This is a genomic window from Nocardia arthritidis (assembly GCF_011801145.1).
GTDB lineage: Bacteria > Actinomycetota > Actinomycetes > Mycobacteriales > Mycobacteriaceae > Nocardia > Nocardia arthritidis_A.
Map to the genome: position 1 here is coordinate 3,117,391 of NZ_CP046172.1, position 14,378 is coordinate 3,131,768.

Here is a 14,378-nt window from a genome sequence, read left to right on the forward strand (position 1 = left end):
CGGGAGCAGAAGCTCCCGCGGTTCGTTCTGTTCAATCGCTTTGATCGCGGCACGAATCCCTGTGTACGCCTATCGAGTTCAACGCATACGCACTCTATCGGCGGTACGGATTCTCCACATTCGGAGCGTGCCCAGGTGCGGGCGGAAATGGGGGCGGTGGCAGCCTGTAACCGGGAACCGTCGATGCGCGTTCGGCTCGGATCCAGCGCCCCGTCGCGGGCAGCGCGGCCAGGGTTGCCCGGGCACAATCGAGTGGGCTGACTGCACTGCCGAACTGTTCAGGCGCAACGCCTTTCACAGTTCTTATTCGAGAATCCCTGCGGGCAACTCGCAGCCGAGTGCGGCGGCGAGGAGCCGGTAATGCGGTGGGGCCCAGCCGGTTCCGCAGGATTGGCAGATGCAGCCGTCGGCGGTGATCTGGAGGGTGGCTTGCCGCACGAGTTCGCCTGCCGTGTCGGGTCGGTGGACGGTACGCACGCCGCAGGCCGGGCAGGCGGCGACGAGTTCCCAGCGGTGCCCGGCGGTCCGATTCCGCGCAACCGTCTGCGTCGGGCTGTGGGTCTACCTGACGATCCGACGAGCTATCAGCGCACCACTACCCATCTTGGATCATTGCCGACCGGTCGCAGGGTATCCGATTGACGTTCTTCGGTCCGGTGCTCAGTCCGGCTTCCCGTGGGGAATTGGCCAGAGAGCTCTGGGACGGTTTCAGAACTATGGCGGCGACCGACGGTTTCTTCGAACTCGAACGCGTTCGTTCGCGCGAACCGATCCTCGACTGATTCCCGGATTCCGCGCTATCCGGGTCGCGTCGGTTGGTGACACGGCGGATGAGTCCGGGGCGTAACCGATCGGCTGTCAACGCGCCGAATGTATTGCATAGCCTGCCCCGATCACTGGTGGCTACATGATATTTCGAGGTACTGCTACCGTCTCGATACACAGTCGCCGGCGCGGCGCTGGATTCGAATGCACACGTGCCCCAGGGGGGGTGCATGTCTTTGTTGGATGGCATTGCCGACGCTGTCGATCGGGCAATCCTGGAACTTCAGCCATACGTATTGCCCGACTTAGCCGGTAAATTGCTGGGACATTCCAGTGTGGTGGGCGGCATCGATCCGCACATCGACGGTACGCAGGCGGCGACCGAGATGCCGGGCACCGCATTCGGTGCGGCGGCGGCGCGCATGGCCGAGCCGATCAAGAACGGCTACGACCAGCTGGCCCACGCGATGCTGGCCATGTCGGTGGCCTGTAGGCACGGCGCGGAAAGCTACCAGAAGATGGATAGCGAAATCGCCACGGCCATAGCGAAATACGACGGAGGCGCCATCTGATGGCCACCGTCGCAGAGATCATCGCGACCAATCCCGGCGCACTCGCCGCTATCGCGCAGTCGCTGACCGACAAGAACCGCAATGTCAGCAAAGCCATGGATCAGATGCGCCGCGACGTGGACACCGCCATGGACCTCTGGAGAGGTGACGCCGCTGCGAAAGCAAGCGCGAAAGGTATGGCGACACATCTGAAGGGCAGCCATATCACTACTGCCATCGATAGCCAGATCGAGGCGATCGACCTGGCATCGCGGACCTTGACCTCGGCACACGACACCGTTGTCGATTGGAACAAACAGGCAGGCACTGCCGGATGCGCTGTCGCGCCGGACGGCCACGTCACGCCACCGACCATTTTCCGGCCCACCGCCCTGGACACCTCGAAAATGAGTCCGACCGAGCTGAATATCGTCAGCGCTCTGCTCCTCGCGCAGGCGAGCGCCGACGAGAAGGCGCGCACCATCGAGTCGCACCTACTGCCCGCGGTCCGGGATTTCAACGATTCCGATACTGCGGCGGCCGCCGCGTTGAACAAGGCGACCGACACCGTGGCCGACCTGGTCCACGACCCCAAATCCGCCGATAACCTTCCACCGGATTTCCAGCCGATCCTCGATATGGCACGCGGCGGTCACCTGCCGTACCAAGACGATCCGCGGAAATTCCACGAGTGGTGGAGCGGACTCACTCCGGCGGAGAAGGACAAACTTGCCGAGATCAACCCGCAGATAGGCAATATCGACGGCATGCCCGCCGTCGACCGCGACCACTACAACCGGCTACTGCTCGCCGATCTGCGGGCCAAGGGTGGGCCGGGCAAAGCGGGCTACGACGCGGTCGCCGGGCAGCTCGACGGCAAGGATCGGTTCCTGCTGCACCTGGACGACAAGGGCCGCGCCGCGATTGCCATCAACAATCCGGATACCGCGGCCAACATCTCCACCTTCGTGCCGGGCACCGGGTCGAAGCTGGAGGGTATCGCCGGTGACATGGGGCGGTGCGAACGGATGCTGACCCAGGCCAAGCGCGCTGGGGCGCCGGACAATACGTCGGTGGTGTGCTGGTACGGCTACAACGCTCCACCCGAGATTCCCGATGCCCGCGATGCCGCTTACGCCAAAGCGGGGGCACCGGCGCTCGACAGTTTCCAGAATGGGCTGCGAGCCTCGCACGACGGCGCGCCCTCCTACAACACCGTCGTCGGGCACAGTTACGGCACCACGCTCATCGGTTGGGCCGCGAGCAAGGGAAACAGTCTCGATGCCGATAATGTCGCACTCGTGGCCAGTCCGGGTACCACCGTCTACCGCGCGTCGGATTTGAACCTGACCGGCGTTCCGCATGACCAGGTGGCTCAACATGTCTGGGCGACAACTTCCCGATTCGATCCGATTCACCTCGAGGCACACGAAAGAGGGACTCTCAAGGGTTTGGCGTGGGTGGCCCAGAATCCCGTTGCCGCGGTCGTGGCGCCACCGGTCGCGGCTTCGGAGGTGATCGATGACTATAAGAAGAACCCGGTCGGCCACTACGGCACGGATCCGGCGAATGCGGCGTACGGCGGCCGGACCTTCACCTCCGACACGGTTTCTCCCGACAAGGCACACAGCGCGTACTGGGATATCGACAACGAAGGTAAGCCGGATGAAAGACCGAACGAGGCACTGCGCAATCTGGGCTACCTGATCGCCAATAAGCCCGACCAGGTCCACTGACCGGACAGGGAGCCATGGTGGAATCCGCACTGACCGCCGATCTGGCGCAGGACCGGTTGCTCGCCTACCTTTCGGAGACGTTGGTGGCCCTGCCGAAGGAGTTCGGTTTGGCACTGCGCTCGGACAATCCGGAGTTGGCCGCCTTCCGCGAAATCGCCACCGCGGCTCCGTACGACGACAACGATCACAGCGGTCGGGGACCGGTCGACCTGACGGTGGACTACTGGGTGACCGGAGTGCCCGAGGGCCGAATTGCGGTCGCCCTCGGGATGATTCGCGATATCTGGACCGCCCGCGGATGGCGGGCCGTCGGCCGCCCCGACCATGTGACCGCACGAACAGCCGACCGATACACCTTCGATGTTCAGGGCGCGCTGACCGGCGACGGTGTTTTCATCGACGGTGGACTGAGTATCGAGGGCCGCTCACCGCAATATCCGGGTCCGATCCGAAACCCAAGGCACACACTGCCTTTCATACTGGAACGGCCATGATCCCCGAGGAACGACGATGACCGACACCGATGCGGCGCTGGAGCGACTCATGGTCAAGGCCGCGCACCTTCAGGATGAACTCGCTCAGATCTGCTGTCATGCCACGGCGGCCGACGGTCAGGTACAGGTGACCGTGGATGTGGCGGGGGCCATTGTCGAGTTGTCGCTCGCCGCCACGCTCTACGGCACCGACCTCGGTGACCTTGCCGCCGCCATCACCGCGGCACATACCGCCGCCCACGCCGAGGCCGCCCAGATCGCCACCGACCTGCAGCGCGAACTCCGCGACGACCCGTACACCGCTGCCATCGCCACCCGTCTGGCCGCCGCAGGCCGACAAACCCCACCCCAGCCCGCCTACGACGACAGCTGTCGAGCTCAGGCGAATGAGTCCGCGTGGTGAGTTGACCGAGAGTGCAGACACCACCGGCCGCGCCGGAGGATTGTGGGGCGGGCGGGGCTCGAACCCGCGACCAATGGATTATGAGATCAAATGGGCTCGACGCTGTTCTGACCAGCGAAAATACTGCTCAGAGACAAGCATATCGGGGAAATACATTGGTCTTCAATCACTCTCTTGGTGATCTTGTCAGGCTTGATTCATAAGCAGCTTACGATTTCACGCTGAACGACCCTCCACACACTCCGCAAATGATGGCACCGCGCCTAAAGATGCTCGGTGCGACTCGGATTCGTCGCTGGCATTGGCATATCGCGGTGATTCCGTTGTTGCTGTTGTTTCGTTGTGGGGGTTCGGGTTCTCGGCGCCGGTGGGCGATCAATGCCAGGTCGAGTTCATCGAGTTGAGGGCGGTACAGGCGCTGGGTTTTGGGTGGCACGGTGGTGATGGTCCATCCGTATTCGTCGTCCTGGTCGAGGTTGAGGCCGAGTTCTTCGCCGAGTTCGCGGTAGTGGTGGTTGTGGTAGCGCCCTTGCCGTGAGGTGTCTTTGATCTCGCGTACCACGGCAAGCCCGTGCGCGGCTTCGTGGAGCAGGGTGCCGAGCACATCGACCGGGCCGCGGTCGAGTCCTTCGCCACCGACGAACAGCTCGTGTATTTCGTAGTCGCCGCGGACCCACCGGAACGCCGCGAAGTGCCCGAGGTTCAGCCCGGCCGGCGTCGTGCCGGAGGCGATGGTTAATACGACTTCGGGGACATCCGGGCTGCGTCGGCGGATCGCCGCCCAGACAGATTCCAGGGCGGCGACCAACAGTCCGGTAACCGTCATCGGCACCGTCAACTCACTTGCTGCCCGAGCGCTTCGGCCACGGCCGAGATCAGATCCCGGGCGGCGGGCGGGGTGACCGCGTTTCCTGCCAGCCGGACCTGTTCGCGCCGGTTACCGTGCATCACGTAGTCGGGGTCAAAGGCCATGGCCTGTTTGATCTCCGACGGTTCCAGCATCCGGAACTCACAGTCCTCGATGCGTGGCGTTACCGGGTTGGCCAGGCCGTGGTGATTGCCCGCCGCCGCGACCGTATCCAATGGCTCAGCAGTGGATTTCGCGGTGTTGTGGTTCCGCAGCGGCACCACCACCGCCCACCGATCCCGCGTCGGCACTGTGCCGTGGGGATCCATCGTGCTGTGCGCGGTCTCGTGCCCGTAGTAGGACACCAGCACGCCGGTCTCCGAACGAGTGGTCATGGTCCGCATCGGCACCGTCACCGGCTGTGCTTGCTTGCCGTCGCGGCCTTCCACCGGCACCAGTAGTGCGTCGTTTTCCCGGGTCGTGCGGGTCGGCATCGGCTCGGCCACCGACACCGCCTGATCCCGCCACGTCCCACCGGTCGGCACTAGCAGAGCGTGATTGGAGCCATCCGCCACGACCGTCGCCAAAGTGTCCGTGGTCGAGAAGTTCCGCACCCGCCCCGACCGGAACAACGACAGGAACGACTCGTCCCCGAACCTCGCCAACCCGGCCTCGATCCGCGCCACCGTCTTCGCCGCCAGGGGCTTGTCGCGGTCCCCGATCCGCTGCCCCCGCAAACTCCAGTCGATCACCGTCGCCGCCGGTAACCAGTCCGGCTCCACGATCGTGTTACGGCAGGTGACATTCGGGCACCGCCACACATACTGTGCCCGGTACCGGCCCCAGCGGCGTACCGGATCCTTCCACGCCTGTACCGCCGAGATCACCCGATCACACTGCGGGCACCAGGCTTTCGGCCGCGTCCACGCCTCCAGATCCGGAGTCCGGTCTCCGCGTCGCCAGAACACCACATATACCCGATCCCGCGACTGCGGAGCCGGAGCCCCGGCCGCCTGGGCGTGCATCGAATTCAGATACACCGTGCGATGGGAATAGCCGAGTGCGTCCATCGCGTGCAGCCACGAGGAGAACAGCACCCATTTCGCGGCGTCGACGACGTTCTCCACGATGATCCCGCGATAGCGGTGAAACTCGGTGAACCGCACCACATCCCACATCGTCGCCCGTGACCGTTCGGCCGCCTCGTCGGGCAGGATCTCCCCGAAAAGGTCCGGTGTCGCGTCCACATTCCGCTTCCGCCCTCGGGCTTGGGAATGATTCGTGCACTCCGGTGACGCCCACAACAGATCCGTACGCGGATACCGACGCGGATCCACCTGCGAGATATCTGCGCAATCATGATCGGTCTCCGGATGGTTCTCGTTATGCGTCTCGATCGCCAACCGCCAATGATTCGCGGCCATCCGCACCCGCACCCCCGCCACCTGCACCGCACCCGAGGTGGAACCCCCAGCACCACAAAACAAATCGGTCACCGTCAACATCCGCCTGATCCCTCCGGCTCATTGACACGTACGTGTCAACCTGGAAACCCGGAGGGGCGCGATGATCTCCTCAGCGCGCGCCGCGCCCCTTCCGGGGCAGGCCCTCGGCCTGCCCGCACCGCCTGCCTTCGCGCCGTAGGAGCCGGGGGTGTGAGGGGACGCGCCATGGCGTGCACGGACGAATTCCGTTCCACTCCAGCCGAGTTGGTCCACGCCAGGTGACAAGGAATTCGTCCGTGCCGGGCGCGGACCCTCACACCCCCGGGGACGGCGCGATTACACTGCGGCGCGCGCTCAACCTAATCGCCGATAGACTAATATCTTTGTACGACGGAAATAATTTAAGACACCCCAAGACCGCCACACATGATCGCTTTAAGGTACCGTCTACGAAGTAAATCAATTAGGTCGGACGTAGATGTGAGAGATTTTATTTCAGCAGTCGTCAGAATCAATATTCTGATCTGCCGAGCCATGGCGCCGATTCCAAGCGCATGGGCGTTGGTCCCTCTAGATGCGCTTCCGGTAACTCCATTATTGGAAATCAGTATCCCTGTTTCGACTGCCCTGTTCGCAAGAATATTTATAAAGTATCCTAGAGTGCTACTGTCCACAGGCTTATTCCAGTACTTACACTCCACTAACATTACATGCGGAAAAGTCGGAAGCCCGTTTGGATGTTTTTCATTTCCAACACCCAAATCAATTTGTTCGGTTGCAAAATAGCTGGAGACATTGCGCTCCACAAAACATCCTGGAATGCATTCGAATAAGTAGGCCGCAAGAGCTTCGTATGCCTTACCTTGACTGTCGGGATCAGAGGCGGTCTCAGCTGCATAAAGAAGGCGTTGAACCTCGTTGGGATCCAGACTCATCGCAGTCCATGCACCAGAAGATTGCGAGCATGTCTAAGAAACGCCCCCAAGGGTTGAGATTCTAGGCTGGAAAACAGATCATCGATGGTCGTTGTAAGGACTAGATTTCCTCCGCCAAAGTCAGGAAGCATCGAGCTAATCGGTTCCACATATACCAATAATCCAAGGCTGCTTCCACTACTTCGAACGTACTCTGAAAGGCGATTCTCTTCTTGTAACAAGTCGTTACTTGACCGACTCCTAGTTTTGACACTGACTATTACAGTCCCATCCCCCCATGCCAAATCGAGGTTTGGGACTTGAGCCGCGAAATGATACTCGTCCACCCCGGACACTACATACGCACCGTTGTATGCAAACAGTGCTTTCAAAGAATCGACAGCTACTGCACCGGCTCGAGGACCTTTACGTGCTTTATCTATATGTTTACTTAATTCTGGAACACTGATTTCCACATTCAGCCCCGGAATTGTGAGAGCTTCAGATTCTAAACTCTGAAAAGAGGGCGCAGTTGGACTGTGTAGCCCTCTCAAAAAGATGCCAGTATGGAGATTGAGTGCACTTACATTTGTTGCCAACGAATTTGCTACCATCACCCCGGACAATGCCGGTGGGATATCTCCAGGCGGCTCGACAATTACAAGTAGTGGGAGTTCCTTACCTAAGCATATTCCAATCTCCATATAAATGGAGGTGACTGCGGAATCTCTGGTATTTTCTATTGTGGGGATTATCCCAATCCCGCAATCAAACTCTCCTAGGGGAACTCGGCTCAGCTCTGCGCCAGCACCAAGATCTGAACTAAGTACTGTTTCCAGGCCCTTGAGAGAAAGGATTTCCGTCAGCGACGTAAGGTCTACTCCGGAAGGGGACATTATTAAGCAACGCTTGTGATTAGTAGGGCGACTTGTGTGAGAAATCGCGGTGGCTACGGCGAAATCTTCGGCATTGGTAGCCTGCGTTCTCTGAAATGCTTGTAACCAGAGTTCAGGGTTATCAACTCCGATGAATTCAAGTATGAGAGGAAAGTGTTCCGGTAACGGATTTCGCCCCCCTTCGAAAAGCTTCGCAATATAGGATCGGGATACACCGAGATGGTGAGCAATCGCTTGTTGGGTCACTTTTGCTCGCCTTCGCTCACGATCGAGCGCATGCATCAACTGCTCAAGACCAGTGATCGTCCCAAGCTCTGTAACATTTCCCATAAATGTCACCTTCTAACTGTCCGTCAGACAGCCGAACTCTACGCCCTTGATCTGACACAGACACATCGAACTTCCGTTCAACCGCCCATATTGCAACGACCTCCACTGATGCCTCAATCCACCCGTATCGACTCCCGTCCTTGACATTCCACACTCAACCACTTCCGTCACTTTCATCACTCCCGTTACCGCTACCCTAACTGCCAGCAATCAACCTGCACCAACTCCCACGACCACGCCACGCAACATGTAGCCGAACCAACTTCCTTAACTCGACCCATCACACATCTCTCAACTGGACTCATCTCGCAACTTGGACCAACTTTCCCAACTTCACTTCTCTCTCCTTCTCATTTTCTCTGATCTTGAATATCTCTCCTTCCTCCTGACCTGACCTCCTCCACTTACTGTCCCTGTTCCCGAGGACACCAAACTCACACGAATGTGGGGGTTTGGTGTCCTCGGGAACGGGGACACCAAATCGACCAAACCGGCAGGTCGGGAGGAAGGTCACCCCTTAATTTGGATCACACGTCCAGTAAGAGGTTTGTCGGAGCGGAATCACGGGCGTTTATGGAGATCATTAAGACCCGATCCTCAACCATGATTCATATCGAAAAGTGGTGCGATGGTACAGAAATCCGCTGCGGTGCGTGATCCAGCTCGGCCTGCTGAATGGTCATGAGAGGGGGAAAGATGATGTGCCTCCGGCGGGCACCGCTGCGGGGAAGACGGGGCGCCAACTGGTGAGAACCGTTGCGGGGAGAGACGCGGTGTCGGTGCGGTCTTCCCCTTGCGGCGCATCAGGGTCTACCACACCCCGGGCCGGCGGCGGGAAATTCCTGGCAAGTTTTGAGAATCGGCTGCGGGGCCGCGGCCCGGGGTGTGGTTGGACGACCCTGCGCCGCAAGGGGAAGACCGCACTGGTCACCCCGCGTGACCGAAGAAGATGACGGACGGCACAATACAAAGGGCGGCGGTCGTGCCCACCTCCAATGGGCACGACCGCCGCCCTGATCTCAGGTGCGATCTAGGAACCTCGTTACTGCTGCATCTGCTGGTGCTGCCGAGTTACTTGCTGCTCGGTCACCTGTCCACCGTTCAACCAGCGCACCCGCTCAGCCGCTCGTTCCGAATCGTCATGCGAGGACTCGCTGATCCATTGACCGTCGGGTGCGTAGAACCCGACCGAGTACCAGGAGTCGTACTCCAGGTCTCCGGTTTCCTCGTTATAGCTCTCGCTGCCGAATCTTCGTTGGTAGACGTAACTCATCAGTTTTCCATTTCCTGTCGGGTTATGCAGTGGCTTGCATCTGCTGCTTACGGGCCGCTGGTTTCTTCGCCGGATCGGGTTTGAACTCGTTCAGCCCGCTGTCGTTGCCCTCCGTTGTCGCCTGCTGACGGCTCGAATTCGACTGCCCTTCACGTTGATTGGCTCGCTGTCGCTGTACCTGCACGCGGGCGAATTTCATCGAGGCGGCCACGTCGTCGGCTTGCAACTCCCAGACGCTGTGTTTCTGCTGGTTCTCATCGACCCAGCTGCGCTGAGCGAAGGTGCCGGTCACCACCACGCGGTCGCCTTTGTGCAGGGATTCGGCGACGTTCTCGGCCTGATTGCGCCAGACTTGGCAGCGCACGAAACTGGTTTCCCCGTCGTCCCACTGCTGGGTTTGCTGGTTGTAGACCCGTGGGGTCGAGGCGATGGTGAAGTGGGTGACCTGGTTGCTGTTGGGCGTGAATCGGGTTTCCGGGTCCGCGGTCAAGTTCCCGGCCACCGTCACCTGAATTTTGTCACTCATGAGCTGTTGTCTCCTTTATTTGGTGTTTCCGATTTCGGATCCCCCGGCCAGCGGCCGGAAGCTGTTGGGGGCGTGGGGATTTGGCATGTCGTCCCAGGTTCGGCCGTCGAGAGTCCGGCCACCGGCGGCTGGTGTTCGCCCGCCCCATTGCTTGAAGAAGAACGGCACCTGCGCTTGTTCGCAGATATCGCGGATATCTCGTACCCACTCGGCGCGCATCGGCCGATGCCCGGCGCCGGATTCACCGCCGGTGATGACCCAGCCGATGCCGTCGAGCCGTAACGGGTTCAACGGTCCCAGCAGCGGCTCACACGACAGAAACCGCACCGCAGCCGGTACTTCGCGCAAGTGGTCGACTCGCACCAGGTGTTCGGCGTTTTCCACCGACACCCCGATCCACGCGTTCGGTGGCCACTCCAGCCGAGTTGCCATACGTCGCAAACGAAGTGATCGTTTAGTCAGGATCTGATAGGTGTGTTGTGGAGTCTGACGGATGACCTCGAACACCTCGCGCACGAACTCGATCGGCACCGAGGCGTGGAACAGATCGCTCATCGAGTTGACGAACACCACCCGCGGGCGCCGCCACGTGTGCGGCACCGCCAAGGCCTGCGGGTGCACCCGCACACCGAAACCCGGTCCCGACGTACGCGGATCACCGTCGTGCTGGTACTTCGTCACACCCATCGACTTCAACCGGGCTGCCAACACCAGCGCGTAACAGTGCTCACATCCGGTCGAGACTCGATCACAACCCGTCACTGGATTCCACGTCGCCTGCGTCCACTCGATCGCCGACCTATCCGACATCGGACACCTCCGCGGTCTCGGTGATCAGCCGTAGTCCGTCTCGTCGTTGGCGTTCACGGATCTCGGCGAGAGCGGTGAGGATGTTGTTCACTGTCGAGTGGTGCATTTTGTGGCGCCGCACGATCGCGGTCGGAGACAACTTGGCGTCGGCGACGATCGCGGCCACTTCCTCCACCGTTTTCTTCATCCTCGGCCGCTGCCGCAGGACCTCCTCGGCCATCGCGCGATATTCGCGCCCCTGGTGCGTTACCTGCGCGGTCGTTGCCGTATCGGCCGCGTTCCCGCTGGCCTGTGGGGGTGCGGTGGCAGGTGGCTCGAGATGCGGTCGAGACTGCGGCACGACCACGGTCGCGGTGTCGATCAAAGTTGCGTAGCGGGCCGCGACCCATGCGTGAAGCCAGATCACGGCCCCGACCATGACCGGTGCCACCGCAAACTCGGCGGCGCGGCCGTATTCGCCGGCCGCCAGGTGCGGGCCGGTGTTCAACCCGATCGTGGTCGCCAGCAGAGCGGTCTCGAATATCACGACGGTGCCGCGGTTGAGCCACCCCGGTGAGTCCGGAGACTTCATCTCTTGGGAAGGATGGAGTCGTGTCGAGGAGGAAGTACCCGGACGAGCTGCGTGAGCGGGCCGTGCGGATGTTTGGTGAGATCCGTGATCAGCATGGGTCGGAGTGGGCGGCGATGCGGGCGGTCGCCGAGTTGTTGGGTGTGGGTCATCCGGAGACGGTTCGTGGGTGGGTGCGTCAAAGTGAGGTCGATACCGGTGCTCGCTCGGGGGTGACGACCGGGGAGTCCGAGGAGCTGAAACGGCTGCGGCGTGAGAACGCAGAACTCAAGCGCGCCAACGCAATTCTGAAAGCGGCGTCGGCTTTCTTCGCGGCCGAGATAGACCGGCCACAACGCTGATAATCCGGTTCATCACCGAACACCAGGGCCGCCGTGATGCCGACGGCCTGCGGTGGGGCATCGAGTCTATCTGCGCCGGGCTCACAGAGCTCGGCGTGAAAGTCGCCCCGTCGACCTATTACGAACACCGCCGTCGCACCGTCACCAAGCAGCAGCTGCGTGACGAGGAACTGGCCGTGGAGATAAGGCGTGTGCACCGCGAGAATTTCGGCGTGTATGGCGCGAGAAAGGTGTGGCTGCAATTGAACCGGGAAGACATCCCGGTGGCGCGCTGCACGGTGGAGCGGCTCATGCGCCGGCTCGGGTTACGAGGCGCGATGCGCGGCAAGGTCAAACGCACCACGATCCCGGACCCGAACGCGCAGCGGCCGGCGGATCTAGTGCAGCGTAAGTTCGCTCCGGCGGCGCCGAACCGGCTATGGGTTGCCGACATCACCTATGTGTCGACGTGGTCGGGGTGGGTGTATGTGGCATTCGTCGTGGACGCCTATGCGCGGCGCGTTATCGGCTGGCGCACATCCACGTCGATGACCGCCGCGTTGGTGCTCGACGCGATCGAGCATGCCATCTGGACTCGTGAACGCGAGGGCTGGAACGTGAAAGATGTTGTGCACCATAATGATCGAGGATCGCAATACACGTCGGTGAAATTCACCGAACGGCTTGCCGAAGCCGGGATCCAGCCCAGCGTAGGAGCGGTGGGATCGAGCTTCGACAACGCACTCGCCGAAACGATCAACGGCCTCTATAAAACCGAGTTGATCAAACCGCGGGCACCGTGGCGCACCGTGGATCACGTCGAGTTGGCCACCGCTGAATGGGTGGACTGGTTCAACCACCGGCGCCTCTACCAGCACTGCGGGGACATGCCACCCGCCCAGATGGAGACCGCCTACTACGCTCAGAACCCAGCCCAGCAACCTGCTGAGCTGTCACACCAGTAAGTCTCCGGACTCACCGGGGGGATTCAGGTTGATTTCGCGTCCCCATCGGGCGGCGGTGGTGGCCACGACCATGACCGTGATCAACGGGATGGAGATCATGGCTTCGATGCCGTAGCTCAACCAATACAGCGGATTGGTCATATCCGAGTTCGGGACGAGGTTGTGCTGCACGTTGACCCCGGCCCACACCATGCCCAGCACCACCACACCGATCAACGCCCGCGACGACCACTCCGCCCGCCGATACAGCTGCGCCAACCGCGCATCCGCACTCGCCGCCCGCCGCCGCGCCGCCAGCGCCCGCCGATGCCAGCGCGCGTCTCGTTCCGCTTCCCGCGTGATCGCGTCGGCGGTCTTGCGGTCACGGGTCTCGGTGGCGAGTTCCCGTTCCACCGCCCGGCGCCGCTGCGCGCGGCGTTGAGCGCGGATCCATTCCGCTAGTTCCCGTTCGGCGCCGAGTTCGGCCTCCGACAGCACCTCGGTCAATGCCGCGTCGTGTTGTAGCGGTAGCTTGCCGCGAGCGGTCGCGACCCGCTGCGCCAACACCGCCACCGCGTCATCGGTGTAGTCCTGATCGGTGGTCATTGCTGCATCACCATCCGCGCGACATGCTGGGTGTTTTCGGCGTGGGCAACTTCGGCCCGTAACCGGTCGTAGACCCGCCGCTCCTCGGCCGCCTGACGCAGCTGTTCCAACTCGGTATCGGCTTGTGCGCGTTCGGCTTTCAACCGATCCCGATCGTTGATGGTGGCGTCGAGCTCGATCGCCAACCGGTCCCGCTGCGCTTGCGCACGCACCACCGCGGCGTGTTCACCGGACTCACTGTCGCGTTGCCACAGTTCGCGCCATTCCGTGGCGAAATGACTCGATTCCCAGGGTTCGGCGACCAGCGCAGACTCATCCGAAAGCCTCTGCTGTTCAACGGGATTCGTAGCGGCGTCCATCCGCTCGTGCAGGGCTTTGATCCGGGTGAACGCCTGCCACATCCATTCCCGCGCACCCGGACCCGCGGCATCCAATCGTTGTGCCGTGGTCATGACCCGGCCTCCATCGTCGGCGGTTTCGGCGTCTCGATGTTTTCGGTTTCGGTTACCTGCCAATCGGATTCGAACACCTCCTGCTGTTCGTCCTCGACAACCTCGTCCATGGGGATGTCGTGTTCGTATTCGGGCGTGTACTGGGCGTTTTGGAACTCGGTGATCTCCTCGTACTCCCGTTCCCAGGTGGTATCGACGGCGCCGATCTGGTGGTCGTTGTCGAGTTCGGCTCGCGCACCCTCCAATTCGTGCGCGAGCTGATCACGTTCCCGAGTCACCTCCGTCAACTGCTTGGTCGCCGCCGCCAGATCGATCAGCGCCTGGTCACGGTCGGCAGTGACCCGACGAAGCTGTCTGGCCTGAACGAGGATCAGCTGCCGGTATTGGGCTTGCCGCGACTCGCGGTTGGCCAGCGATTGCCGTAGCTGCCACCACGCCCCGGCCACACGTTCGCCGAAACGCAATGTTTCCCTGTTGATTTCATCGACTTCGGACATG

17 protein-coding genes and 1 pseudogene are annotated in these 14,378 nt (G+C 61.5%); 6 read left to right on the plus strand and 12 right to left on the minus strand.

Translation table 11 applies throughout. The annotated features are described in order from the left end of the window. Positions 1 to 303: 303 nt before the first annotated feature. Positions 304 to 504, minus strand: a pseudogene (locus F5544_RS47530) (DUF7340 domain-containing protein); the annotation flags it as partial. 134 nt (positions 505 to 638) lie between these two features. Here F5544_RS47530 and F5544_RS47535 point away from each other — a divergent pair. The 5 genes from F5544_RS47535 (at position 639) to F5544_RS13780 (ending at position 3,949) form a co-directional block, all read left to right on the plus strand. Beyond that, positions 639 to 782 carry a hypothetical protein gene (locus tag F5544_RS47535; protein WP_428847141.1) on the plus strand — a complete coding sequence of 48 codons (144 nt, stop codon included), beginning with the start codon at positions 639 to 641 and terminating at the stop codon, positions 780 to 782. Positions 783 to 1,004: 222 nt separating this feature from the next. Then, entirely contained in the window at positions 1,005 to 1,337 is a 333-nt protein-coding gene (locus F5544_RS13765; protein ID WP_167473558.1) for a hypothetical protein, read from the plus strand. Further along, on the plus strand, positions 1,337 to 3,052 hold the full coding sequence (locus F5544_RS13770; RefSeq protein ID WP_167473559.1) for an alpha/beta hydrolase: 1,716 nt from the start codon (positions 1,337 to 1,339) through the stop codon (positions 3,050 to 3,052). Before F5544_RS13765 ends, F5544_RS13770 begins: the two co-directional genes overlap by 1 nt. 14 nt (positions 3,053 to 3,066) lie before the next feature. Beyond that, entirely contained in the window at positions 3,067 to 3,546 is a 480-nt protein-coding gene (locus tag F5544_RS13775) for a hypothetical protein (RefSeq protein WP_167473560.1), read from the plus strand. A 16-nt stretch (positions 3,547 to 3,562) separates the two neighbouring features. Beyond that, positions 3,563 to 3,949, plus strand: a complete 387-nt coding sequence (locus F5544_RS13780; protein WP_167473561.1) for a YbaB/EbfC family nucleoid-associated protein — start codon at positions 3,563 to 3,565, stop codon at positions 3,947 to 3,949. Positions 3,950 to 4,157: 208 nt separating this feature from the next. Here F5544_RS13780 and F5544_RS13785 read toward each other — a convergent pair whose 3' ends face one another. The 8 genes from F5544_RS13785 to F5544_RS13820 form a co-directional block, all read right to left on the minus strand. Beyond that, positions 4,158 to 4,775, minus strand: a complete 618-nt coding sequence (locus F5544_RS13785; protein WP_167473562.1) for a hypothetical protein — start codon at positions 4,773 to 4,775, stop codon at positions 4,158 to 4,160. Between the two features lie 8 nt (positions 4,776 to 4,783). Then, positions 4,784 to 6,301, minus strand: coding sequence for a DNA cytosine methyltransferase (locus F5544_RS13790; protein WP_167473563.1), 1,518 nt, complete (start codon positions 6,299 to 6,301; stop codon positions 4,784 to 4,786). 341 nt (positions 6,302 to 6,642) lie between these two features. Beyond that, complete coding sequence (locus F5544_RS13795; RefSeq protein WP_167473564.1) at positions 6,643 to 7,176, minus strand: restriction endonuclease; 534 nt, start codon at positions 7,174 to 7,176, stop codon at positions 6,643 to 6,645. Next, entirely contained in the window at positions 7,173 to 8,381 is a 1,209-nt protein-coding gene (locus tag F5544_RS13800; protein ID WP_167473565.1) for a helix-turn-helix domain-containing protein, read from the minus strand. Before F5544_RS13800 ends, F5544_RS13795 begins: the two co-directional genes overlap by 4 nt. A 1,042-nt stretch (positions 8,382 to 9,423) precedes the next feature. Further along, positions 9,424 to 9,654: a hypothetical protein gene (locus tag F5544_RS13805; protein WP_167471228.1), complete on the minus strand. Its 231-nt coding sequence runs from the start codon at positions 9,652 to 9,654 to the stop codon at positions 9,424 to 9,426. A gap of 22 nt (positions 9,655 to 9,676) precedes the next feature. Further along, positions 9,677 to 10,162: a single-stranded DNA-binding protein gene (ssb, locus tag F5544_RS13810; protein ID WP_167473566.1), complete on the minus strand. Its 486-nt coding sequence runs from the start codon at positions 10,160 to 10,162 to the stop codon at positions 9,677 to 9,679. A 33-nt stretch (positions 10,163 to 10,195) separates the two neighbouring features. Further along, on the minus strand, positions 10,196 to 10,990 hold the full coding sequence (locus F5544_RS13815) for a DUF5131 family protein (RefSeq protein WP_167473567.1): 795 nt from the start codon (positions 10,988 to 10,990) through the stop codon (positions 10,196 to 10,198). Beyond that, the gene (locus F5544_RS13820; RefSeq protein WP_167473568.1) at positions 10,980 to 11,561 is read right to left on the minus strand and encodes a hypothetical protein; all 582 of its coding nucleotides are present in this window, start codon (positions 11,559 to 11,561) and stop codon (positions 10,980 to 10,982) included. The genes F5544_RS13815 and F5544_RS13820 overlap by 11 nt, the downstream gene beginning before the upstream one ends. 68 nt (positions 11,562 to 11,629) lie before the next feature. Between F5544_RS13820 and F5544_RS13825 the strand changes: the two genes are divergently transcribed. Further along, positions 11,630 to 12,843 (plus strand): IS3 family transposase gene (locus tag F5544_RS13825; RefSeq protein ID WP_238847414.1). Its coding sequence is split into 2 segments (ribosomal slippage): positions 11,630 to 11,861 and positions 11,861 to 12,843, totalling 1,215 coding nucleotides; the frame shifts between segments, so codons are not numbered across the junction. On the opposite strand, the gene F5544_RS13830 is transcribed toward F5544_RS13825, so the two are convergent. From F5544_RS13830 to F5544_RS13840, 3 genes are read right to left on the minus strand one after another with little or no spacing between them, the layout of a single operon-like run. After that, the gene (locus F5544_RS13830) at positions 12,832 to 13,428 is read right to left on the minus strand and encodes a hypothetical protein (protein WP_167473569.1); all 597 of its coding nucleotides are present in this window, start codon (positions 13,426 to 13,428) and stop codon (positions 12,832 to 12,834) included. The genes F5544_RS13825 and F5544_RS13830 overlap by 12 nt on opposite strands. Continuing rightward, positions 13,425 to 13,880 (minus strand): hypothetical protein, encoded by a 456-nt coding sequence (locus F5544_RS13835; protein ID WP_167473570.1) that lies wholly within the window; start codon positions 13,878 to 13,880, stop codon positions 13,425 to 13,427. Before F5544_RS13835 ends, F5544_RS13830 begins: the two co-directional genes overlap by 4 nt. After that, entirely contained in the window at positions 13,877 to 14,377 is a 501-nt protein-coding gene (locus tag F5544_RS13840) for a hypothetical protein (protein ID WP_167473571.1), read from the minus strand. Before F5544_RS13840 ends, F5544_RS13835 begins: the two co-directional genes overlap by 4 nt. Position 14,378: the final 1 nt, after the last annotated feature.

Coding starts and splice junctions, on each gene's coding strand:
- F5544_RS13805 (WP_167471228.1), bottom strand. CDS start 9,654: ATGAGTTACGTCTACCAACGAAGATTCGGCAGCGAGAGCTATAACGAG.
- F5544_RS13830 (WP_167473569.1), bottom strand. CDS start 13,428: ATGACCACCGATCAGGACTACACCGATGACGCGGTGGCGGTGTTGGCG.
- F5544_RS13840 (WP_167473571.1), bottom strand. CDS start 14,377: ATGTCCGAAGTCGATGAAATCAACAGGGAAACATTGCGTTTCGGCGAA.
- F5544_RS13815 (WP_167473567.1), bottom strand. CDS start 10,990: ATGTCGGATAGGTCGGCGATCGAGTGGACGCAGGCGACGTGGAATCCA.
- F5544_RS13800 (WP_167473565.1), bottom strand. CDS start 8,381: ATGGGAAATGTTACAGAGCTTGGGACGATCACTGGTCTTGAGCAGTTG.
- F5544_RS13775 (WP_167473560.1), top strand. CDS start 3,067: ATGGTGGAATCCGCACTGACCGCCGATCTGGCGCAGGACCGGTTGCTC.
- F5544_RS13785 (WP_167473562.1), bottom strand. CDS start 4,775: ATGACGGTTACCGGACTGTTGGTCGCCGCCCTGGAATCTGTCTGGGCG.
- F5544_RS13780 (WP_167473561.1), top strand. CDS start 3,563: ATGACCGACACCGATGCGGCGCTGGAGCGACTCATGGTCAAGGCCGCG.
- F5544_RS13770 (WP_167473559.1), top strand. CDS start 1,337: ATGGCCACCGTCGCAGAGATCATCGCGACCAATCCCGGCGCACTCGCC.
- F5544_RS13790 (WP_167473563.1), bottom strand. CDS start 6,301: ATGTTGACGGTGACCGATTTGTTTTGTGGTGCTGGGGGTTCCACCTCG.
- F5544_RS13820 (WP_167473568.1), bottom strand. CDS start 11,561: ATGAAGTCTCCGGACTCACCGGGGTGGCTCAACCGCGGCACCGTCGTG.
- F5544_RS13835 (WP_167473570.1), bottom strand. CDS start 13,880: ATGACCACGGCACAACGATTGGATGCCGCGGGTCCGGGTGCGCGGGAA.
- F5544_RS13795 (WP_167473564.1), bottom strand. CDS start 7,176: ATGAGTCTGGATCCCAACGAGGTTCAACGCCTTCTTTATGCAGCTGAG.